We start from the raw sequence: 22091 nt of genomic DNA, 5'->3' as shown, positions 1-22091 counted from the left end.
GCAGCGGGTCTGTGGCGCAGTTGGTAGCGCACCTGCATGGCATGCAGGGGGTCAGGGGTTCGAGTCCCCTCAGATCCACCAGAGCACCGAAGGCCCCGTCCGCGAGGACGGGGCCTTCGGTCGTTCCGGACGGGCAGAAGCCGCCCCGATCGGCCGGGCGTCGCGCAGCCGCGATGATCAGGTGGCCGCTCGGCGGACGGCGCCGTCACGGCGTACGCACCCACCGCCCGGCGCTCCGCCGGCCGCCGTCAGGAGGCGGTCGCGCGCTCCTCGATCGGGATCACCGGGCAGTCGCGCCAGAGTCGCTCGAGGGCGTAGTAGGCGCGGTCCTCCTCGAGGAAGACGTGCACCACGACGTCGCCGAAGTCGAGCAGCTCCCAGTGGCCGGACCCGCGGCCCTCCCGCCGCTTGAGCGGCAGGCCCATCGCGCCGAGGCGCTCGTCCACCGCGTCGGCGATCGCGCCCACGTTGCGCTCACTGCTGCCCGACGCGATGAGGAACGCGTCCGTGAGCGGCAGCCGGCCGGAGACGTCGAGCGCCACCAGGTCCGTCGCGTTCCTCGAGAGGGCGGCTTCCGCCGCCGCCTGCACCTGTGACCTGATCTGTCGCTCCATCTGAGCGATCAGAATAGCTTGAGCACCCAGCTGCCGACGAGCAGGGTCACCACACCCACAGCCATCGCACCGGCGACGATCGCCAGGACCGTGGGCAGCACGTTCCCCCGGCGGCGTGGCGCGCTCGAGAAGCCGCGCTCGTGCGGGGCTCCGCTCACCGCCTTCGACGCGCGGACGGGAGCGACCCCTGCGGCGGGCTCATCCTGCGCCGCCTCGTACAGGCGGTCGATGTCCTGCGAGTCGTAGAGGTCGCTGTGCGCCCCGGTGGTGGAGAGGCTCCGCGGGAGGTTCATCGAGCCCGTGATGAAGATGTCGCCGTTGGCGTTGACCGCCTGGGTCATGTCGGGCTGCGGGTCGTTCGGGAGGATCAGCGCGTTGGCCGAGCCGTGCGAGCCGCCGACCGAACGGCTGAGGAGGCCGGTGAAGCCCTCCTGCGTCTCGTCCTCGTCGGCCCAGGCGAGGGGACGCCCCGGCTGCTGCACCTGCTCCGCGGGCTGGGGCTGCTGCCTGGCCTTGCGGATGAGGGCCTCGAAGCCGGCGAGATCCGTGACCTCGCTCGGCGGGCCGAGCTGCGGGCTCTGGAAGTGCGCCGGGTACTGCTCGGGCTCCTGGAAGGCGGGCTGCGCGGGCAGCGGCCCGGGCGTGTACGCGCGGGGCTCGTAGCCGCCCTGCTCGTACTGGTCGTCCTCGTCGTCCTCCCAGCGGTCCGCCGGCTCGATGAACGCCGGGTCGATGCGCGCAGCGGCCCAGTCGTCGCGCCGGTCGGCGGGGGCAGGCTGGACCGGGCTGGAGAACGTGATGGCGTCGTCGCCGGTCGGCTCGCTGAAGGCGTGCGGGAGGCTGATCGGGTTCGTCGTGTGCGAGGGCGCCTCGAGGTCCGTGACCTGACGCGGGATCGCGACGGTCGGCTCGGGCTGGTACGGCTCGTCGTAGTAGCCGTCGTCCTCGTAGTCGTACCCCTCGAACCCGCTCGGCTGCGCAGCCGGCTGCGGTCCGACGGCGGGGCGCGCGTCGAAGAGCTCGCCGGGGAGCCCGTCCTCGCGCTGGTCGGCGGCCTCGCGCTCACGGCGGCGACGGCGGCTGAGCCCCTCGTCGGAGGCCGGCTGCGGGACGCCGGGCTGCGGGAACGCCGCCGGACGAGCGGCTGCGGGCGGCTGATCCGCCGGGCGTGCGGGCGCCTCGCGGCGCAGCAGGGCGTCGCGGACCCGGTCGAGCATGTCGCCGGACACGCTGTCCTGCTGCGGCACGACGGGCGCCTCCTGGCGACCGGAGCGGAAGGCGCCGAGGTCCGTCGTCGGCTGCGTCGTGGGACGCTGACCGCGCGTCAGCGCAGCCCAGATGTCCTGCGTGTCGCCGACACTGAACTCCTGATCCGGAGCGAATTCGCTGCTGAAGTCGTGCGCGTCGAAGTCCACCACGCCCGAGGGGTGGGGCTGCCGCTCGGCGAGCGCTTCCGCCGCGCGCCGCTCCGCCTCCCGAGCCGCTCGGCGGCTGCCGGGGGCGGCGGCGACCGAGGGGTCGGCAGCGCTGCTCGCGCCCCCGCGCGTCTGCTGGTCCTGCCATGAGGTCATGCTTCGCTCCTGTACAGCCGGTGCTTGCTGATGTACTGAACCACACCGTCCGGCACGAGGTACCAAACCGGTGCGCCGTGTCGCACACGGGCTCGACAATCCGTCGACGAGATGGCGAGTGCGGGCACCTCGAGCACGCTGACGTCCCCCTGCGGAAGGCCGGTCACCGACAGCTGATGGCCGGGCCGGGTGACCGCGACGAAGTGCGCGAGCGCCCAGAGCTCGTCGAGGTCCTTCCAGGTGATGATCTGCGCGATCGCGTCGGCCCCGGAGATGAAGAACAGGTCCGCGTCCGGGTGCTGCGCCGCCAGGTCGCGGAGCGTGTCGACCGTGTACGTGACGCCGCCTCGGTCGATGTCGACGCGCGAGGTGGTGAAGCGCGGATTGGAGGCGGTCGCGATGACCGTCATGAGGTACCGGTGCTCGGACTCGGACACCGGTGTCTTGTGCCACGGCTGGCCGGTGGGCACGAAGACGACCTCGTCGAGGTCGAACACGCGCTGCACCTCGCTCGCAGCGACGAGGTGGCCGTGGTGGATCGGATCGAACGTGCCGCCCATCACGCCGATGCGGCGGCGGGTGCTCCCCTCGGAGCGGGCGGCGCTCAGCGCGCTGACGACCGCTCCGTCAGTGGTGCTGCGAGGAGCCCGAGCCGCCCTTGCCCGCATGGCGGTTCGCGACGTCGCGGTAGGACCAGGCGACGGCGCCGAGGAGGGCGAACACCCCGATCGCGATCAGCGGGAAGACGACGCTCGACACGGGGAGCGGCTGCTCCACGATCGCGGGAGCTGCGGCGAGCACGGCCGAGGCGACGGTCATCGGGATCCTCCTTCAAGCGCCCGGCGGGCGGCGCCAAGTCTAGGACGTGCGGGCTCAGCCCCGGATCTGCCCGCTGCCGCGGACGAGCCACTTCGTGCTCGTGAGCTCCTGCAGGCCCATCGGGCCGCGCGCGTGCAGCTTCTGCGTGGAGATCCCGACCTCCGCCCCGAAGCCGAACTCGCCGCCGTCGGTGAACCGCGTGGAGGCGTTCACCATCACCACCGCGGAATCCACCTCCGCGAGGAACCGCTCGGCGCTCGTGACCGACTCCGTCACGATCGACTCCGTGTGGTGCGTGGACCACGTCGCGATGTGGGCGATGGCGGCGTCGAGGTCGTCGACGACCGCGACGGCGAGATCCATCGAGTAGTACTCGGCCGCCCAGTCCTCGTCCGTCGCGGGCACGAGCCCCGGCACCAGCTCGCGCGTCCGCTCGTCCGCATGCAGGGTCACCCCGGCGCTGCGGAGCGCCCCGAGCACGGGAGGCAGGAGGCGCTCGGCCGCGGCCGCGTGCACGAGCAGCGTCTCCACGGTGTTGCACACCGCGACGCGCTGCGTCTTCGCGTTGAGGACGATCGAGGTCGCCATCTCCAGGTCGGCGCTCTCGTCGAGGAAGACGTGCACGACCCCGGCGCCGGTCTCGATGACCGGCACGGTCGACTCCTCCACGACGGTCCTGATCAGGCCGGCGCTGCCGCGCGGGACGAGGAGGTCGACGAGGCCCCTCGCGCGCATGAGGGCGGTCGCGCCGTCGCGGCCGAACTCGTCGACCGTCTGCACCGCGTCGGCCGGCAGGCCGACGGAGGCGAGCGCGTCCTGCACGACCGCGACGAGCGCGCCGTTCGAGTGCTGGGCTGCGGTGCCGCCCCGGAGGACGACCGCGTTGCCGCTCTTCAGCGCGAGGGCGGTGATGTCCACGGTCACGTTCGGGCGGGCCTCGTAGATCGCGCCGATCACGCCGAACGGGACCCGGACCTGCGTCAGCCGGAGGCCGTTCGGCAGGGTGCTGCCGCGGATCACCCCGCCGACCGGGTCGGGCAGCGCGACGATGTCGTGCACCGCGTCCGCCAGCGCGGCGACCCGTCGCTCGTCGAGCGTGAGCCGGTCGATCAGTCCCGTCGACAAGCCGTTGGTCCGGGCAGCGGCCAGATCCGCCGCGTTGGCGGCGACGATCTCGCCGGTGCGCGCGAGCAGCGCACCCGCGATGGCCTCGAGGCCCCGGTTCTTCTGCACGGTGGTCGCCGTCGCGAGCGCGCCCGACGCCGCTTTCGCCGCCCGGAACCGACCCTCCGCCGTGTCGAGCCCGCGACCCTCCAGCACGTCCGTCATGCCGGAAGTGTAGGACCCGCCCGTTCGCCGCTCGACGCGCCGATCAGGGGCGCGGGTGCGCGGTTCCCGGGGACTCGGGAGCGTGGGGCGACGGCTCGAACCAGGTGCCCACCCGGTCCCCCGCCAGCGCCGCCTCCACCCGCTCGGTCGCGGTGAGGAGCACCGCGATGCCGTCGTCCGCGGCCATCCGCGCGGCGGCGAGCTTCGTGGCCGCGCCTCCCGTGCCGACACCCGTGTTCGACTCCGGCGCCACGACCTCGGTCAACGGATCCCCCGCGGCGACGAAAGGGATCCGGACCGCGCCCGGCTCCTGGGGCGGCCGCGTGTAGAGCGCATCGACGTCGGAGAGCAGCACGAGCAGGTCCGCCCGCATCAGGCGGGCGACGAGCGCGGCGAGCCGGTCGTTGTCGCCGAAGCGGATCTCGTGCGTCGCCACCGTGTCGTTCTCGTTGACGATCGGCAGGATCCGGAGCGAGAGGAGCGTCTCGAGGGCGCGCTCCGCGTTCCTGCGGTGGGTGGGGTCGTCGATGTCGCTCGCGGTGAGCAGCACCTGTGCGGCGGTGATGCCGAACAGGTCGAGGCGCTCCTGGTACCGCTTGACCAGCAGACTCTGTCCCACCGCGGCCGCGGCCTGCTGCACGGCCAGATCGGTCGGCCGCTCCCGGAGCCGCAGGTAGGGCATCCCGGTGGCGATCGCGCCGGAGGAGACCAGCACGACCTCCGCTCCGCGCGCGTGCGCGGCCGCGAGGGCGTCGACCAGGGGCGCGAGCTGGCCCGTCCGGTCCCCCGAGATCGAGGACGAGCCGACCTTGACGACGATCCGCTTGGCGGAGGACAGCTCGTCCTGCGTGGCGGGCGCCGTCACCGCGCCGCCCCGACGCACGCGGATCCGCAGATCCTGCCCGACACGCCGCGCACGGAGCCGGATCGCCGGGGTCTAGCAGCAGAACTGCGGATCCGCGAGGGCGATCCGGTCATCGCTCGGACTCCCGCGCGTCGCGCTCGGCGAGGCGCTCCACCTCGAGGTCCGCGCGCGCTGCCGCCTTCGCGTCCATCCGATCGCGGTACGCCTCCCGCCGCTGTCCGGTGGTGCGCCGGTCGGAGCCGCCGATGCGCTCGTCGGTGCCGCGCGGACCGGTCACCAGCTCCGCCATGGAGGTGAGGGTCGGCTCCCAGTCGAAGACCACGCCGTCGCCCGGGCCGATCACGACCGCGGAGCCCGCCCGGGCGCCGGCGGCGAACAGGGCCTCCTCGACGCCGAGCTTCGCGAGCCGGTCCGCCAGGTAGCCGACCGCCTCGTCGTTCGTGAAGTCGGTCTGCTGCACCCAGCGCTCCGGCTTCGCGCCGAGCACCCGGTACACCGTCTCCGTGCCGCCCTCCGCCTTGACGACGAACGGCGTCTCGTCGACGGGCTTCGGCCGGACCACGATGCGGGGCCGGAGCGCCTCCTCGGCGGCGCGCTCCGCGCGGTCGGCCTCGATGATCGAGGCGAGCGCGAAGGAGAGGGGGCGCAGTCCCTCGTGGCTCGCGGCGGATACCGCGAACACCTGGAGACCACGAGCCTCGAGGTCGGGCCTGACGAGCTCGGCGAGCTCCTTCGCGTCCGGCGAGTCGATCTTGTTCAGCGCGACGAGCTGCGGGCGGTCGAGGAGCGGCCGCGCGCCGGCCGGCACCTCGTACGCGGCGAGCTCCGCGAGCACGACGTCGAGGTCGGTGAGCGGATCGCGGCCCGGGTCGACCGTGGCGCAGTCGATGACGTGCACGAGCACGCTGCAGCGCTCGATGTGCTTGAGGAAGTCGAGCCCGAGTCCACGCCCCTCGCTCGCGCCCTCGATGAGGCCGGGGACGTCGGCGATCGTGTACCGCACGCTGCCCGCCTCCACCACGCCGAGGTTCGGCTGGAGGGTCGTGAACGGGTAGTCGGCGATCTTCGGCCGCGCGGCCGACATCGCCGCGATGAGGCTCGACTTGCCTGCGGAGGGGAAGCCGACGAGCGCGGCGTCGGCGATGGTCTTCAGCTCGAGCCGGACGTCCCGCTGCTCCCCCTCCGTGCCGAGCAGGGCGAAGCCGGGCGCCTTGCGCTTCGGCGTCGCGATGGCCGCGTTGCCGAGGCCGCCGCGGCCGCCGGCCGCCGCGAGGTACCGGTCGCCCGGCTCGGCGAGGTCCGCGATGGGCTCGCCGTCCTCACCGGTCACGACGGTGCCGACCGGCACGGGCAGCTCGAGGGGCTCACCGTTCGCGCCGTCGCGGTCGTCGCCAGCGCCGGGGCGCCCGTTGCCGGAGGATCGGTGCGGCGCGCGGTGGTAGCCGAGCAGCGTGGTCACCTGCGGGTCGGCGACGAGGACGATGTCGCCCCCGTTGCCGCCGTTGCCGCCGTCCGGTCCGGCGAGCGGCTTGAACTTCTCCCGCCGGATCGACACGCAACCGTTCCCGCCTCGACCGGCGGTCAGATGCAGCGTCACCGCGTCGACGAACGTCGCCATGCCCGTGCCTCCTCACTCCCACCATGCGGAACGGGCGGGTCCCGAAGGAGCCCGCCCGTCACCGAAGGTCTGCTGCGTCAGGCGCCGGCGTGCTCCAGCACGGGCTCCGCCGGGACCACGATGTTGACGACGCGACGGCCGCCCTTCGCGCCGAACTCCACCGCACCCGCCTCGAGGGCGAACAGGGTGTCGTCGCCGCCACGGCCGACGTTCGCGCCGGGGTGGAAGTGCGTGCCGCGCTGGCGGACGATGATCTCGCCGGCCTTGACGACCTGGCCGCCGAAGCGCTTCACGCCGAGACGCTGTGCGTTGGAGTCACGACCGTTGCGGGTCGAGCTCGCGCCCTTCTTGTGTGCCATGTGCTGCTCCTCAGCCGATCGCGGTGATGCGGACGCGGCTCAGCTCCTGGCGGTGGCCCTGGCGCTTCTTGTAGCCGGTCTTGTTCTTGAACTTCTGGATCACGATCTTCTTGCCGCGGGTGTCCGCGAGCCACTCGCCCGTGACCGTGACCTTCGCCAAGTCGGAGGCCGAGTGCGTGACCTTCTCGCCGTCGACGAGGAGCACGGGCGCGAACGTCACCGTGCCGTCCTCGGCCGCCTTCTGGCGGTCGACGGTCAGGACGGTGCCGACCTCGACCTTCTCCTGGCGCCCACCGGCGCGCACAATCGCATAGACCACTTCGAGCCCCAACTCTTCGTTCACTGCCTGGGTTGATGCACCCGTCGGCCCGCACCCGTCCGATCCTCCGCGAGGAGTACCGGGCGGCGCGACCGACCACGTCGGATCGGTGCTCGACAGGCCCACACGCATGGGCGGCCCAGCGCACCGACCGTCCATCGTAGCAGCAGACCGCGCCCGGCTCGCCACCGGGCGCCGGTGCGACGATGACCGGGTGACCGTGCTCGTCGACGTCCCGATGTGGCCCGCCCACGGCCGGCTGTGGGCGCACCTCGTCAGCGACACGTCCCTGCACGAGCTCCACGCGTTCGCGGAGCGCGCCGCGCTGCCGCCGCGCAGCTTCGATCGCGACCACTACGACGTGCCGGAGGAGCGCGTCGGCGAGCTCGTCGCCCTCGGCGCGCAGCAGGTGACGGCGAACGAGCTCACCCGCCGCCTGATCGCCTCCGGCCTCCGCGTCCGCTCCCGCGACCGCTGACCCACCCCCTTCGTCGTTCAGGAGAATTGGCGGCCGGCGCCGCGTTTCTCCTGAACGACGAAGTGTGGAGCCCCGCCTCCGCTCCTCCACAGAGGCGACGGCTACGCACCGGACACGCGGCGACGACGATCACCGCCATGTCTGACTCCGACTGGACCGCGGCCACCGCCGTCGCGCTCGACGTGCTCCGACAGCATCAGGGCCTCGCGCCCCTCCGCGCGTTCCGCGCCGCCGACCTCAGCGCCCTCCAGGTCGCGGCGATCCTCGCCAGGGGCGCGATCGAGCGGCCGCGGAAGGGGTGGTACCTGGATCCGGCCCTGCCGTGGCAGGCGCGGCTGGCGGCGCGCGTCGGCGGGGTCGCGACGTGCGTGTCCTCCGCGCAGTCGTGGGGACTTCCGGTGCCGCCGGACGAGCACCCGCTCGTCCACGTCGGTCTCGCGCCGAACGCGAGCCGCCTGCGGCACAGCACGGACAAGCGGATGCGCGTGTTCGCCGGCCAGGACCATCGGGTCCGCTGGCACTGGAACGCGCGCGTCGAGCCGGTTCACGGCTGGCGAGCGTCCCTCCTCGACACGCTCCTGCAGCTCGCGGACTGCGTGCCGGTCGAGTGGTTCGTGGCCGCGCTCGACGCGGCCCTCCACGTGCCCCGAGGAGGCGCACCGCTCCTGTCCGCTGCGGGGTTCGAGAAGCTGGCGAAGCACCTGCCCGATCGTCTGCTGCCCGCGCTCGATCTCGTGGACCCGCTCTCGGGGAGTTGCACCGAGACCCTCCTGCGGCTCGGCCTTCTCCGGCGCGGCATCGGTCCCTGGGTGCTGCAGTTCTCGCCGACGACCAACCGGTTCGTCGACTTCCTCCTGCCCGGCAAGCTCATCGTGGAGGCGGACAGCGACCGCTGGCACGATCCGGTCGCGGACGCCGAGCGGGACGCCCTGTTCCGCGCGCTCGGCTACCGAGTGCTTCGGTTCAGCTACGAACGGATCGTGTTCGATCTCGAGGGCGTACTGGACGAGATCGCCGCCGAGCTCGCGCGCTGACCAATTCGTCGTTCAGGAAAAACGGCGGCCGGCGCGGCGTTTCTCCTGAACGACGAAGGGGCGTCAGCGCTGGTCGTCGCCTGCGGTCAGCGTGGGGGTGGAGACGCGGCGGCTGCGGCGCCGTCCCTGGCCCGCCGCCTTCGGAGCGGGGAGGGCGTCGAGGACCGCGTCGAGCAGCCCCTCTGCCTCGCGCTTCGGCGGCCGGGTGACGTGCTCCTTCGGTTCCGCCGGCAGGTCCAGCACGACCTGCGGTGCAGCAGCCGGCTCGGACGCCGCGGGTGCCTCGGCGCGCCGCGGTGCGGCCGTCTGCTCGGCGTGCGCCGCGTGCTCGCCGTGCGTTGCGTGCTCGCCGTGCTCGGTGTGCTCGCCCGGTCGCAGCGTCGCACCGGCGATCTGCGAGAGCGCGGTGCGCGCGCCCTCCGTGATCGCGTGCGTCGCGGCCGCCTTCGGCGGCGCGGACTGCTGCTGGCCGCCGTTGCCGCCGCCGTTGCCTCCGCGGCCGCGGCGCCTGCCCTGCTGCTGCTGCAGTTCCTGCTTCTCGAGACTCGAACCGCCCTCGCCGAGCGACTCCGCGAGCCCCACGCCCAGCCGCTTCCTCGTCATCTGCACGAGCCCGAGGGAGGTGACCTCCGCGACCTGGTGCTTCGTGCGATCGCGGGACAGGCACTCGACGAGGCGCCGCAGCACCAGGTCCCGGTTCGACTCGAGGACCATGTCGATGAAGTCGACGACGATGATGCCGCCGATGTCCCGCAGCCGGAGCTGCCGGACGATCTCCTCCGCCGCCTCCAGGTTGTTCTTGGTGACGGTCTCCTCGAGGTTGCCGCCGGACCCGACGAACTTGCCGGTGTTCACGTCGATGACCGTCATCGCCTCGGTGCGGTCGATGACGAGGGAGCCGCCGGAGGGCAGCCAGACCTTGCGGTCCAGCGCCTTCTCGATCTGCTCGTGCACCCGGTGCGCCGTGAAGACGTCGGTGTCGCCCTCCCACGGCTCGAGACGGTCGAGGAGGTCGGGCGCGACCTGCTGGAGGTAGCGCTCGATGGTCGCGCGGGGCTCGTCGCCGTCCACGATGAGCCTCGAGAAGTCCTCGTTGAACACGTCGCGCACGATCTTCACGAGGAGGTCAGGCTCGCCGTGCAGCATCGCGGGCGCGCTCGCGGTCTCGATCAGGTGCTCGATCTCGGCCCACTGGTTCGCGAGCCGCTGCACGTCGATGGTGAGCTGCTCCTCCGTCGCGCCTTCCGCGGCGGTGCGGACGATGACGCCCGCGGAGTCGGGCAGCGCGTCCTTCAGGATCTTCTTGAGCCGGGCACGCTCGGTGTCCGGCAGCTTGCGCGAGATCCCGGACATCGAGCCGTTCGGCACGTAGACGAGGTAGCGGCCCGGGAGGGAGATCGCGGAGGTGAGCCGCGCGCCCTTGTGCCCGATCGGGTCCTTCGTGACCTGCACGAGCACCTGGTCCCCGGAGCGGAGCGCCAGCTCGATCTTGCGGGACTGCGATCCCTTGTCACCGAGGCGCTCGCTCGCGGCCTCCCAGTCGACCTCGCCCGAGTAGAGCACCGCGTTGCGCCCGCGGCCGATGTCGACGAACGCCGCCTCCATCGAGGGCAGCACGTTCTGCACGCGGCCGAGGTAGACGTTGCCGATCAGCGAGAGGTTCTGGCTCTTGGCCACGTAGTGCTCGGCGAGGATCCCGTCCTCGAGCACGCCGATCTCGACCCGGTCGCCGTTCGTCCTGACGAGCATCACCCGGTCGACGGCCTCGCGGCGTGCCAGGAACTCGGCCTCGGTGACGACCGTGCGCCGCCGCACAGCGTCCCGGCCGTCCCGCCGCCGCTGACGCTTCGCCTCGAGCCGGGTCGAGCCCTTCAGCTTCTGCGGCTCGGTGATCGGCTCGCGGACGGGCTTCGCCTTCGTCACGACCTCGGTCGACGCGCCGGACTCGCCGTCGCCCTGACCGCCCGAACGACGGCGGGTGCGACGGCGGCGGCGCGAGCCGCCCTGCTCGTCGTCCTCGTCCGCCGACTCCTCAGGCTCCGGCCGGGCCGGAGCGTCGGGCAGGGACGGCAGCGCGGGCGGCGCCTTGAACAGCACGGCCAGCGGCGGACGCGCAGGCGCCGACGGCTGCTGCTCGGGCGCCGGTTCGGTCGAGTCCGCGGACTCGGGCACGATCACGTCGGGCTCGCCCTGCTCCTCGGAGTCGTCGAGCACGACCGCGCCGGTGCCGTCCGCGGTTTGCGGCACGGAGGGCGGAGGGAGCACCTCCGCGGGGTCGGCGACCTCGCCGGTCGGGTCGCCGGTCGGGCCCATGGGCTCGGGCGCGTCCGCGCCGCTCAGCGGCATCGGCTGGAAGGTGCTGCGCCGACGCCGTCCGGTCGGTCGCTCCTCCGCTTCCTCGCCCTGCTCGTGCTCGTTCTCGTGGTACTCCACCATCGCTGGTGCACTCCTCACGCGGCTGCGACTTCCGCCGCCTCCGTGTCCACCTCGGGGTTCCGCGTCGCACGACGGCGGAGGCCCTGAGCAATCCTGATGTCGTGGCGCGCCGGGTCGGTGCGCCGGTGGCGGGACAAGCGCCGCCCCGCTGCGTGTGCGCCACGGGGCTCGGTCCGGAGACCTGTCCAAGCGTTCGGTACCGAAGAACGGTGACCTGCCGTCAAGTATCGCACGAGGCCCGCGTCGGCGCGGGCCGCCGCACCCGCGGTGGGATACTGCTCGCCGTGATCGAGCGGACGTCCCGGCCCTCCCGTGCACTCGCGATCCTCCTGATCATCGGCGGGATCGTGGGGCTGATCGCGGCGTTCGAGCTGACGCTCGACAAGTTCATCGCCCTGCAGAACCAGATCGACGGCATCTCGGCCAAGGCGTCCTGCGACTTCTCGGTGCTGGTGCAGTGCAGCAAGAACCTGGCGTCCCCGGAGGGCGCCGTGTTCGGCTTCCCGAACCCGATCATCGGGCTGGTGGCGTTCCCCATCACGCTCCTGATGGGCGTCGCGACGCTCGCCGGGATCCGGTTCCCCCGCTGGTGGTGGGCCCTCTTCAACGTCGGGATGGCGTTCGCGATCGGATTCGTCGCGTACCTGATGAGCGTCAGCGTCTGGGTGCTCGGCACCCTCTGCCCGTGGTGCATGACCGTCTGGGCGGTCGTCATCCCGATGTCGCTCGCGACGACGCTGTTCAACCTGCGGGAGCAGCACCTTCCGCTCGGCCCTCGGGTCGCGCGCATCGCCGGCGTGCTGTACGGCTGGATGCCGATCATCACGCTCGTGGTCTACGTGATCTTCGCGGTGATCGCCCAGGTGCGACTGGACGTCCTCCACCGCCTCTGATCGAGCACGTCAGCAGGACCGAGCGCCGACGGCAGGACAGAAACGCGCGTTCCGTCCTGCCGTCGCTGCTGGGTCCTGCTGTCGTGCTCTAGGCGAACCAGAGTGCGAGCTCGCGCGCGGCGGACTCCGGGCTGTCGCTGCCGTGCACGAGGTTCTGCTGCACGCGGAGCCCCCAGTCGCGGCCGAAGTCGCCGCGGATCGTCCCGGGGGCCGCGGTGGTCGGGTCGGTGGCGCCCGCCAGCGACCGGAAGCCCTCGATGACGCGCTCGCCCGCGACCCGGACGGCGACGATCGGCCCGGACTCCATGAACTCGACCAGCGGCTCGTAGAACGGCTTGCCGACGTGCTCGGCGTAGTGCTGCTCGAGCAGGGAGCGCTCCGCCTCGACCATCTTGAGGTCCGTGATCGAGTAGCCCTTCGCCTCGATGCGGCGGAGGATCTCCCCGGTCAGGTTCCGCGCCACCCCGTCGGGCTTGACGAGGACGAGGGTCTCCTGGATCGCGTCGGTCATGGTGCTCCTTCTTCCGTGGTCGGTCCGGCTTCGCGGCGGTCGATGCGCCCGGCGACGATCATGCTGTAGACCCAGATGCCTGCGAACAGGAGGCCGACGAGCCCGACGGGGACGCTGAGCGCGAAGCTGGCGAGCAGGACGAGCTGCACGAGCCAGCCGAGCGCCACGCCGATCCTCGCCGCGCGCGGGGACGCCGAGAGCAGCAGTGCCGCGACGGCGATGAGCGCGACGACCCCGCCGCCTCCGCCGAGCGCGACCGCCGCGGGCACGCTCCTCAGCCCGAGCAGCGCGAGCGCGGCCAGGATCACGACGACGAGCTCGCACGCGAGCAGCATCGCGCCGAGGGTGGCGGTGACGCTGCGCCGGCGGCGCGACCGCCTCGCGGGGCGCGGCCCGGTCACGGCCACCCGTGCTCGTCCACGAGCTGGATCGCCTTCGCGATGAGGGTGATCGAGCCGAAGACGACCACGCCTGCGCCGGACGGCTCGCCCACGGCTCCCTCGTGCTCGTCCGCGAGCTCCCGGGCCCTCCTGAGCGCCTGCTCGACGTCCGGTTCGACGACCACGCGGTCCGCGCCGACGACACCGACGACGGTCGCGGCGAGCTCGTCGGGGTCGGTGGTGCGGTCGGAGGGCGCGGTGGTCACCACGAACTCGTCGACGAGCCCCTCCGCGGCGCGCACGATCCCGGCCGCGTCCTTGTCCGCGAGGACCGCGAGCACGGCGACGACGTGGCCGAGGGGGAACGACTCCCGGAGCGCCGCGCTCATCGCGGCGACGCCGTGCGGGTTGTGCGCGGCGTCCACCACGAGCAGCGGCCCGCTCCCGAGCACCTGCAGGCGCCCGGGCGACGTCGCGCCCGCGAGGCCCTCGGCGAGCACGTCGCCGGTGATCGGCTGCTCCCCGCCGCCGATGAACGTCTCGACCGCGGCGATCGCGACGGCGGTGTTCTGCGCCTGGTGGGCGCCGAGGAGGGGCACGAAGAGCCCCTCGTAGCGACCCGCGCGCCCCTGGACGTCGACGAGCTGGCCTCCGACGGCGGGCGTCCTGGACAGCACGCGGAAGTCGCGGCCCTCGAGCGTGACGTCCGCCTCGGACAGCGCCGCCGCGCGCTCGAGCTCGGCGAGCGCCTCCGGCTGCTGGGCCGCGGTCACGACGGAGCGGCCGGGTTTGATGATGCCCGCCTTGGTCCTGGCGATCTCGGCGACGGTCCGGCCGAGTCGCTCGGTGTGGTCGAGATCGATCGGGGTGAAGACGGCGACCTGGCCGTCGGCGACGTTCGTGGAGTCCCACTCGCCGCCCATGCCGACCTCGATGACGCCGACATCGATCGGGGCGTCGGCGAACACGGCGTACGCGAGCACGGTGAGTGCCTCGAAGAAGGTGAGCGGCGGCTCGTCCGCAGCTGCCAGCTCCGTGTCCGTGAGCTCGAGGTAGGGCTTCACCTCCGCCCACGCGGCGAGCAGCGACGCCTCGTCGATCGGTTCGCCGTCCACGACGATCCGCTGCCCGAGGTACCCGAGATCGGGGCTCGTGAACAGCCCGGTGCGCAGCCCGTGCGCCCGGAGGAGGCTCTCGATGATGCGGGACGTCGACGTCTTGCCGTTCGTGCCCGTGATGTGCACGATCGGGTAGGCGCGGTGGGGGTCGCCCATCAGCTCGAGCGCCCGCCGGGTGGCGGAGAGGCGCGGCTGGGGCGCCTTCTCCCCCACGCGGCCGTAGAGCTCGTCGAGCATGCGGTCGAGTGCGGTGTCAGACATCGAGCACCGATCCTCCCGCACGCCGCAGCTCGAACCTGCCGCCCTCGGCTGCTCCCCAGGTCCCGGGTGCGAGGTGCACCAGATGGCCGTCGGGCCAGCGCAGCACCCGATCGGTGGAGCCCGCGTCCGCCGGCCGGGCGACGAGGGACTCCGCCAGGGTCTCGCGCCGCACGAGGTCGCCGTGCGCGTCGAGCATCGCGATCAGCTCCTGATCGCCCTCGACCGTGAGATCGATGCGGTCCGTGACCTCGAACCCGGCCGCGCGGCGCGCCTGCTGCACGTCCCGGACGAAGTCCCGCGCGTGCCCCTCGAGCTCGAGCTCGGCCGTGGTGACGGTGTCGAGCAGCACGAACCCACCGCTCGGAAGCAGGCCGAGCGCGGTGCCCTCGGTCGCGCCTGACCGCTCGAGCACGAGGTCGTACTCGCCCTCCAGCAGCGGCACGCCGCCGACCACGACGGCCCCCTGCTCGGCGGACCAGTCCCCCGCCTTGGCGGCCTTGATCACCGTCTGCACCTGCTTGCCGATCCGCGGCCCGAGCGCACGGGCGTTCACGGACAGCCGCTGCGCGACCCCGTACTCCGCGCCGCTGCCCGGCGTCTCGACGACGAGGTCCACTGCGCGCACGTTCAGCTCGTCGCGGAGGATCTGCACACCGGGCCGCAGCTCCGCGGCGTCCGCCGCCACCACCGTGAGGCGCGCGAGCGGGAGCCGGACCCGCAGCCCCGCCTCCTTCCGGAGCGCGAGCGCGGCGGACACGATCTCGCGCAACCGCCCCATCCGCGTGACGAGCGCCGCGTCGACCGGGAAGGCGCTCGCGTCTGGCCAGTCGGTGAGGTGCACGCTGCGGCCGCCGGTCAGGCCCTTCCAGATGCGCTCCGTCACGAGCGGGAGCAGCGGTGCCGCGACCCGGGTGACCGTCTCGAGCACGGTGTACAGCGTGTCGAAGGCGTCGCGGCTCGACTGCGACAGCCCGTCGCTCCCCGACCGCACCGCCCAGAACCGCTCACGCGAGAGCCGCACGTACCAGTTGGTGAGCACGTCGGCGAAGTCGCGGAGCCGCTGGGACGCCCCCGCGGTGTCGAACGCGTCGAGGTCCGCGGTGAGCCCGCGCACGAGCTCGCCCGTCGCGGCGAGGATGTAGCGGTCCAGCGGGTCGGTCGAGTCCGTGCGCCACTGCGCGTCGTAGTCCTCCGCGCCGGCGTAGAGGGTGAAGAAGTAGTAGGTGCTCCACAGCGGCAGGAGCACCTGCCGCACGCCCTCCCGGATCCCCTCCTCCGTCACGACGAGGTTGCCGCCGCGCAGCACCGGGCTCGCGAGCAGGAACCACCGCATGGCGTCGGAGCCGTCGCGGTCGAACACCTCGGACACGTCGGGGTAGTTCCGGAGCGACTTCGACATCTTCTGGCCGTCGTTGCCGAGCACGATCCCGTGGCTGACCACCGTCGAGAACGCGGGCCGGTCGAACAGCGCGGTCGCGAGCGCGTGCATGACGTAGAACCAGCCGCGGGTCTGCCCGATGTACTCGACGATGAAGTCGGCCGGGTTGTGGCCCTCGAACCACTCGCGGTGCTCGAACGGGTAGTGCACCTGGGCGTACGGCATCGAGCCCGAGTCGAACCAGACGTCGAAGACGTCCTCGATGCGGCGCATCGTGGAGGCGCCGGTCGGGTCGTCCGGGTTCGGCCGGGTCAGCTCGTCGATGTACGGGCGGTGGAGGTCGACCTCGCCGGCCTCGTTGCGCGGGAGCCGGCCGAAGTCGGCCTCCAGCTGCTCGAGCGAGCCGTACACGTCGGTGCGGGGGTGGGCGGGGTCGTCGCTGCGCCACACCGGGATCGGGCTGCCCCAGTACCGGTTGCGGCTGACGGACCAGTCGCGGGCGCCCGCGACCCACTTGCCGAACTGGCCGTCCTTCACGTTCTCGGGCACCCAGGTGATGCGCTGGTTCAGCTCGCCCATGCGGTCGCGGTAGTCCGTGACGCGGACGAACCAGCTCGACACCGCCTTGTAGATCAGCGGGCGCCGGCAGCGCCAGCAGTGCGGGTACGCGTGCTCGTACGAGCGCTCCTGCAGCAGACGGCCCTTCGCCTTGAGCGCGCGGATGAGGGTGCGGTTCGCCTCGAACACCTGCACGCCGGCGATGTCGGCGAGCTCCGTGTCCCCGAACATCGGGAGGAAGCGGGCCTTCTCGTCGACGGAGATGATCGTCGGGATCCCGGCCGCCGTGGAGATGAGCTGGTCGTCCTCGCCGTAGGCGGGCGCCTGGTGGACGACGCCGGTGCCCTCCTCGGTGGAGACGTAGTCGGCGACGAGCACGCGCCACGCGTGCTCGGTGCCCCAGGTCGCCGTGTCGGCGTAGACGTCCCAGAGGCGGTCGTACTGCACGTCCTGCAGCTCCCGCCCGAGGACCGTCCGGGTCACGGCCGCCCGCGCCTCCGCCGCCGAGGCGTAGCCGAGCTCCTTGGCGTAGTCGCCCACGCGGGCCGACGCGATCAGGTAGTCGGCCGACAGGATCTCCGCGGCCGAGCTGGGCGCGCCGGTCCCGTCCGCGCCCTGCGAGTCGGCGGTACCGAGCGGGCCGGAGGGCACGACCGCGTACTCGATCTCGGGGCCGACCGCGAGCGCGAGGTTCGTCGGAAGGGTCCAGGGTGTCGTCGTCCAGGCGAGCGCCCGCACCGCGGTGAGGCCGAGCGCCTCCGCCTTCTCCCCTACGAGCGGGAAGGTCACGGTGACGGACGGGTCCTGGCGGCGCTGGTAGACGTCGTCGTCCATCCGCAGCTCGTGGTTCGAGAGCGGCGTCTCGTCGTTCCAGCAGTACGGGAGGACGCGGAAGCCCTCGTACGCGAGCCCCTGGTCGTGAAGGCGCTTGAAGGCCCAGAGCACGCTCTCCATGAACTCGGGCTCGAGCGTCTTGTAGTCGTTGTCGAAGTCGACCCAGCGCGCCTGGCGCGTGACGTAGTCGCGCCACTCCCCCGTGTACTTCAGGACGGAGGCGCGGGCCGCGGCGTTGAAGGCGCCGACGCCCATCTGCTCGATCTCCTCCTTGGTGGTGATGCCGAGCTGGCGCATCGCCTCGAGCTCGGCGGGGAGCCCGTGCGTGTCCCAGCCGAACCGCCGGTGCACCTGCTTGCCGCGCATGGTCTGGTAACGCGGGAACACGTCCTTCGCGTACCCGGTGAGGAGGTGCCCGTAGTGCGGCAGCCCGTTCGCGAACGGCGGCCCGTCGTAGAACACCCACTCGGGAGCGCCGTCCCGCGCGTCGATCGACGCCTGGAACGTGCCGTCCTCCGCCCAGAACGCGAGGACGTCGCGCTCGATGTCGGGGAAGCGAGGGCTCGGGTTGACGGGTTCTCCGCCGTCCTTCGGGTAGGCCATGTCCACCTCCGTGCTCATCGGCACGGGGACGCCTTCCGGCGCGGTACCACCCCGCTTGACGCTCACGCGCCCACTCTTGGTGCGGCTGTGACGGGCCGGCCCGCCCGGTTCTACTGACCTCAGGAGGCGTTCTTCCGGGGACTCCCCGGTGATGGCCGGATCGCAGTCGCTGCGGCGATTCTATGCGAATCCGCCCTGCACCAGGCGTTCGCGGCTCACGTGCTGGAGCGGGCGGAGTTGCGGAGGACGACCGCGAGGCAGCCGGCCGCCACGAGCGCGAGCAGGGCCAGGAGGAGCGGCTCCGGTGCGATCGCCGTGAGGGCCGCGAGCAGCACCGGGAAGGTGAAGCCGAGGTAGGTCGCGCTGTAGTAGACCGCGGTCAGCGCGGCGAGGTCCTCAGGCGGCGCGGTCCGCTGCACCTCCGTCAGGCCGGAGACGAGGCAGATGCCGTAGGCCGCGCCGAGCACGGCGGCGACCGGCACGCCGAGCAGCGGCTGCTGCACCAGGGCCACGAGGGCCGCCCCGAGCACCCCGACGACGGCGATCGCGAGCCCGACCGCGAGCTGGCGGCCGCCGGTCGCGCGGCCGATCCGGGCGGCGACCGGCTGGACGCCCGCCCCGAAGGCGAGCGCGACGACCGCGAGCAGGGTCGCGTAGCCGATCGCGCCGCCGCCGAGCCGCCCGGCGAGCGCCGCGGGCGTGACGGCGAACGCGACGCTCGCGCAGCCGAACACCCACGGCGCCGCGGGAAGGACGACGCCGAGGAAGCGCCCGCGCACCGCACGCGGCACGCGGACGAGCAGCACCCCGGCGCGCCGGGTCTCCGTCGCGGTGAGCAGGACCGCACCGGCCAGGAGGGTGAGCACGACGTGGACGGCGTAGGGCAGCTCGGTCGGATCCGGACCCCACTGCGCGATGACGCCGGCGACGGCGGGCCCGAGCCCGAAGCCCGCGGTGAGCGTGAGGGACGCGCGCCGCGCCGCGACCGGCGCGGGCAGCGCGGCCGAGAGCTCCTTGATCCAGCTGCTGCCCACGACCATGGCCGCCGCGACGCTCGCGCCGGAGACGAGTCGTCCGATCGACAGCGCCGGCACGGACGTCGCGCCGAGCCCGAGGATCACGCTGGCGGCGACGCCGAGCACCGTGCCGACGAGCAGCACGGGCTTCCGCCCGAAGCGGTCCGACAGCGGGCCCGCGATGAGGAACCCGGGGATGATCCCGACGATGTACGCCGCGAACAGCAGATCGACCTCGACCTGGCTGTACCCCTCCTGCTGCCGGTAGAGCAGGAGGAGCGGGCTGAACTGGTTGCCGCCCCACGCGAGCGCGAAGACCGCAGGCGCGATCCGCCACCACGCCCGCGCGCCCACCCCGTCACGCTACCCACCCGTTCTGCTCACGCTTCTGGACGCCGAAGCGGCATCGCGACGTCCAGAAGCGGGAGCGAAGTGGTCCGGGATGAGCCGGTACGATCGGCGCATCGCCCGACCGGGCGCACATCTGAGGCACCTGCGACACGGTGCCGCCCACACCGCGAACGCGAGGTCGCCCATGTCCGTCCCCGACAAGCCCGCTCTCGAAGGGCTCGAGCAGAAGTTCGCCGCGGTGTGGGAGGAGGAGGGCGTCTACCGATTCCCCGGTGCCGACGGGGGTCGGGAGGGCGTCTACTCGATCGACACCCCGCCGCCGACCGCGAGCGGGTCGCTGCACATCGGGCACGTGTTCTCGTACACGCACACCGACCTGATGGCGCGGTTCCAGCGCATGCGGGGCAAGCGCGTCTTCTACCCGATGGGCTGGGACGACAACGGCCTGCCGACCGAGCGCCGGGTGCAGAACTACTACGGGGTCCGGTGCGACCCCTCCCTCCCCTACGACCCCGACTTCGCGCCGCCGGCCGAGGGCACCGCGAAGTCGACGCGCGCCGGTGACCAGCAGCCGATCTCCCGCCGCAACTTCATCGAGCTCTGCGAGCGCCTCACCGTCGAGGACGAGCAGAAGTTCGAGGAGGTGTTCCGCACGGTCGGCCTGTCCGTCGACTTCACGCAGACCTACCGGACGATCGGCGACGAGGCCCGCGCGATCAGCCAGCGGGCGTTCCTCGACAACCTGGCGCGTGGTGAGGCCTACCAGGCGGAGGCGCCGAGCCTCTGGGACGTGACCTTCCGCACCGCGGTCGCGCAGGCGGAGCTCGAGGACCGCGAGCAGCCCGGGGCCTACCACACCATCGCGTTCGAGGGTCCCGACGGCCAGGTCGTGATCGAGTCGACCCGCCCGGAGCTGCTGCCGGCCTGCGTCGCGCTGGTCGCCCACCCGGACGACGAGCGGTACGCGGGCCTCGTGGGCCGCACCGTCCGCACGCCCGTGTTCGGCGTGGAGGTGCCGGTCGTCGCGCACCACCTCGCTCAGCCGGACAAGGGCACCGGCATCGCGATGATCTGCACCTTCGGCGACCTCACCGACGTCACCTGGTGGCGCGACCTCGGCCTGCCGACTCGCGCGGTCATCGGCTTCGACGGCCGGTTCGTCAGCGAGGCGCCTGCCGCGATCGAGAGCGCGGGCGGCCGCGAGGCGTACGGCGAGCTCGCGGGCAAGACGGTGTTCTCGGCGCGCGCCACCATGGTCGAGCTGCTCCGCGCCGACGGACGCCTGCTGGCCGACCCGCGCCCCATCACCCATCCCGTGAAGTTCTTCGAGAAGGGCGATCGGCCCCTCGAGATCGTCTCCACCCGCCAGTGGTACCTGGTGAACGGCGCCAGGGACGCCGCGCTGAAGCAGCGCCTCCTGGACGCGGGTCAGCGGCTCGACTTCGTCCCCGACTTCATGCGGGTGCGCTACGACAACTGGGTCGGCGGCCTCACGGGCGACTGGCTCGTCAGCCGGCAGCGCTTCTTCGGCGTGCCGATCCCGGTCTGGTACCGGCTGGACGGCGACGGCAACCCGCGCTTCGAGGACGTGCTGGTCCCTGACGCGGATGCGCTGCCCGTCGACCCGTCGACGGACGTGCCGCCGGGGTTCACGGAGGCGCAGCGCGGACAGGCGGGCGGGTTCATCGGCGAGGTCGACGTGATGGACACCTGGGCCACGTCCTCCCTCACTCCGCAGCTCGCCGGAGGCTGGCTGCGGGACCCGGCGCTGTGGGAGGCGGTCTTCCCGTTCGACCTGCGCCCGCAGGGGCAGGACATCATCCGCACCTGGCTGTTCTCGACCCTGCTCCGGAGCGAGCTCGGGTTCGGGGAGCTCCCGTGGCGCGCGGCGGCGATCAGCGGCTTCATCGTCGACCCGGACCGGAAGAAGATGTCGAAGTCGAAGGGCAACGTCGTCACGCCCGCCGACATCCTCGAGCAGCACGGGTCCGACGCGGTGCGCTACTGGGCCGCGTCCAGCCGCCTCGGCTCGGACGCCGCGCTCGACGTGCAGAACCCGACGCAGATGCGCAAGGGCCGCAAGCTCGCCATCAAGGTGCTGAACGCCGCGAAGTTCATCCTCGGGTTCCCCGGGGAGGCGGACCGGTCGCTCGTCACCGCGCCGCTCGACCTGTCGATGCTCGCCACGCTCGACCACGTCATCGAGCAGGCGACGGCGGCGTTCGAGGCCTCCGACCACGCCCGGGCGCTCGAGATCGTCGAGCCGTTCTTCTGGACGTTCTGCGACGACCACCTGGAGCTCGTCAAGGAGCGCGCCTACGGCGCGGACAGCGCCTCCGCGGCCGCCGCACTGAAGCTGGCGCTCGACGCGCTGCTCAAGCTGCTCGCACCGGTCATCCCGTTCGCGACGGAGGAGGCGTGGCGCTGGTCCCACAGCGGCTCGATCCACGCCGAGCGCTGGCCGACCCCGCTCGGCATCGACGGCGACCGCGCGCTCCTGTCGATCGCCGGCGATGCGCTGATCGGGATCCGACGTGCCAAGACGGATGCCAAGGCGTCGCAGAAGTCCCCGGTAGCATCGGTGACCATCAGCGGCCCGGCCGCGATGCTGCAGGGCATCGAGCTCGTGGTCGACGATCTGAAGGCGGCGGGGCGGATCGCCGTGGTGCATCTCCGGGCGGACGACGCGGAGGACGCCGTGGCGGTCTCGGACGTCGTGCTCGTGGACGACGCGCAGTAGGGGGAA

The 22091-nt window shown here is 72.6% G+C and carries 19 protein-coding genes and 1 tRNA gene; 5 read left to right on the top strand and 15 right to left on the bottom strand.

Annotated elements, in window-relative coordinates; genetic code table 11:
• The first annotated feature begins 5 nt into the window (after positions 1-5).
• Positions 6-81: transfer RNA gene (locus ACTHLI_RS08330), tRNA-Ala, on the top strand.
• A 167-nt stretch (positions 82-248) separates the two neighbouring features.
• Here the strand turns inward: ACTHLI_RS08330 and rsfS are convergent.
• The 9 genes from rsfS to rplU all read right to left on the bottom strand — a co-directional run bounded on the left by rsfS (position 249) and on the right by rplU (position 7494).
• On the bottom strand, positions 249-614 hold the full coding sequence (gene rsfS / locus ACTHLI_RS08325) for a ribosome silencing factor (protein WP_440182692.1): 366 nt from the start codon (positions 612-614) through the stop codon (positions 249-251).
• Between the two features lie 8 nt (positions 615-622).
• Entirely contained in the window at positions 623-2185 is a 1563-nt protein-coding gene (locus ACTHLI_RS08320; RefSeq protein ID WP_440182691.1) for a hypothetical protein, read from the bottom strand.
• Entirely contained in the window at positions 2182-2853 is a 672-nt protein-coding gene (gene nadD / locus ACTHLI_RS08315) for a nicotinate-nucleotide adenylyltransferase (RefSeq protein WP_440182690.1), read from the bottom strand. The genes ACTHLI_RS08320 and nadD overlap by 4 nt, the downstream gene beginning before the upstream one ends.
• Entirely contained in the window at positions 2813-3004 is a 192-nt protein-coding gene (locus ACTHLI_RS08310) for a hypothetical protein (protein WP_440182689.1), read from the bottom strand. Before ACTHLI_RS08310 ends, nadD begins: the two co-directional genes overlap by 41 nt.
• Positions 3005-3058: 54 nt before the next feature.
• A complete protein-coding gene (locus ACTHLI_RS08305; RefSeq protein WP_440182688.1) occupies positions 3059-4333 on the bottom strand; it encodes a glutamate-5-semialdehyde dehydrogenase in 1275 nt (424 codons plus the stop codon).
• 43 nt (positions 4334-4376) lie between these two features.
• Positions 4377-5198 (bottom strand): glutamate 5-kinase, encoded by an 822-nt coding sequence (proB, locus tag ACTHLI_RS08300; protein ID WP_440182687.1) that lies wholly within the window; start codon positions 5196-5198, stop codon positions 4377-4379.
• Between the two features lie 109 nt (positions 5199-5307).
• Positions 5308-6816 (bottom strand): GTPase ObgE, encoded by a 1509-nt coding sequence (gene obgE / locus ACTHLI_RS08295; RefSeq protein WP_440182686.1) that lies wholly within the window; start codon positions 6814-6816, stop codon positions 5308-5310.
• A 77-nt stretch (positions 6817-6893) separates the two neighbouring features.
• Positions 6894-7175, bottom strand: a complete 282-nt coding sequence (gene rpmA, locus ACTHLI_RS08290) for a 50S ribosomal protein L27 (protein ID WP_440182685.1) — start codon at positions 7173-7175, stop codon at positions 6894-6896.
• Positions 7176-7185: 10 nt separating this feature from the next.
• Positions 7186-7494 (bottom strand): 50S ribosomal protein L21, encoded by a 309-nt coding sequence (gene rplU, locus ACTHLI_RS08285; RefSeq protein WP_440182684.1) that lies wholly within the window; start codon positions 7492-7494, stop codon positions 7186-7188.
• Positions 7495-7708: 214 nt separating this feature from the next.
• Between rplU and ACTHLI_RS08280 the strand changes: the two genes are divergently transcribed.
• Entirely contained in the window at positions 7709-7972 is a 264-nt protein-coding gene (locus tag ACTHLI_RS08280; protein ID WP_440182683.1) for a DUF4031 domain-containing protein, read from the top strand.
• Positions 7973-8109: 137 nt separating this feature from the next.
• A complete protein-coding gene (locus tag ACTHLI_RS08275; RefSeq protein WP_440182682.1) occupies positions 8110-9006 on the top strand; it encodes an endonuclease domain-containing protein in 897 nt (298 codons plus the stop codon).
• A 63-nt stretch (positions 9007-9069) separates the two neighbouring features.
• Here ACTHLI_RS08275 and ACTHLI_RS08270 read toward each other — a convergent pair whose 3' ends face one another.
• Entirely contained in the window at positions 9070-11442 is a 2373-nt protein-coding gene (locus ACTHLI_RS08270) for an Rne/Rng family ribonuclease (protein ID WP_440182681.1), read from the bottom strand.
• A 284-nt stretch (positions 11443-11726) separates the two neighbouring features.
• Here ACTHLI_RS08270 and ACTHLI_RS08265 point away from each other — a divergent pair, with 284 nt between their 5' ends.
• Positions 11727-12335 carry a vitamin K epoxide reductase family protein gene (locus tag ACTHLI_RS08265; protein WP_440182680.1) on the top strand — a complete coding sequence of 203 codons (609 nt, stop codon included), beginning with the start codon at positions 11727-11729 and terminating at the stop codon, positions 12333-12335.
• 88 nt (positions 12336-12423) lie between these two features.
• On the opposite strand, the gene ndk is transcribed toward ACTHLI_RS08265, so the two are convergent.
• From ndk to ACTHLI_RS08240, 5 genes are all read right to left on the bottom strand, one after another.
• Positions 12424-12846 (bottom strand): nucleoside-diphosphate kinase, encoded by a 423-nt coding sequence (ndk, locus tag ACTHLI_RS08260; protein ID WP_440182679.1) that lies wholly within the window; start codon positions 12844-12846, stop codon positions 12424-12426.
• Positions 12843-13253, bottom strand: coding sequence for a DUF4233 domain-containing protein (locus ACTHLI_RS08255; protein WP_440182678.1), 411 nt, complete (start codon positions 13251-13253; stop codon positions 12843-12845). The genes ndk and ACTHLI_RS08255 overlap by 4 nt, the downstream gene beginning before the upstream one ends.
• Positions 13244-14605, bottom strand: coding sequence for a bifunctional folylpolyglutamate synthase/dihydrofolate synthase (locus tag ACTHLI_RS08250; RefSeq protein ID WP_440182677.1), 1362 nt, complete (start codon positions 14603-14605; stop codon positions 13244-13246). Before ACTHLI_RS08250 ends, ACTHLI_RS08255 begins: the two co-directional genes overlap by 10 nt.
• Positions 14598-17978 carry an isoleucine--tRNA ligase gene (ileS, locus tag ACTHLI_RS08245; protein WP_440182707.1) on the bottom strand — a complete coding sequence of 1127 codons (3381 nt, stop codon included), beginning with the start codon at positions 17976-17978 and terminating at the stop codon, positions 14598-14600. The genes ACTHLI_RS08250 and ileS overlap by 8 nt, the downstream gene beginning before the upstream one ends.
• A 215-nt stretch (positions 17979-18193) precedes the next feature.
• The gene (locus ACTHLI_RS08240) at positions 18194-19348 is read right to left on the bottom strand and encodes an MFS transporter (RefSeq protein ID WP_440182676.1); all 1155 of its coding nucleotides are present in this window, start codon (positions 19346-19348) and stop codon (positions 18194-18196) included.
• A 181-nt stretch (positions 19349-19529) separates the two neighbouring features.
• On the opposite strand from ACTHLI_RS08240, the gene valS reads away from it, so the two are divergent.
• Positions 19530-22085 (top strand): valine--tRNA ligase, encoded by a 2556-nt coding sequence (gene valS, locus ACTHLI_RS08235; protein WP_440182675.1) that lies wholly within the window; start codon positions 19530-19532, stop codon positions 22083-22085.
• Positions 22086-22091 lie beyond the last annotated feature (6 nt).

Origin of the sequence: Amnibacterium sp., from assembly GCF_051956055.1 — a bacterium.
Lineage (GTDB): Bacteria > Actinomycetota > Actinomycetes > Actinomycetales > Microbacteriaceae > Amnibacterium.
This window is presented reverse-complemented; position numbering and strand designations above follow the sequence as displayed.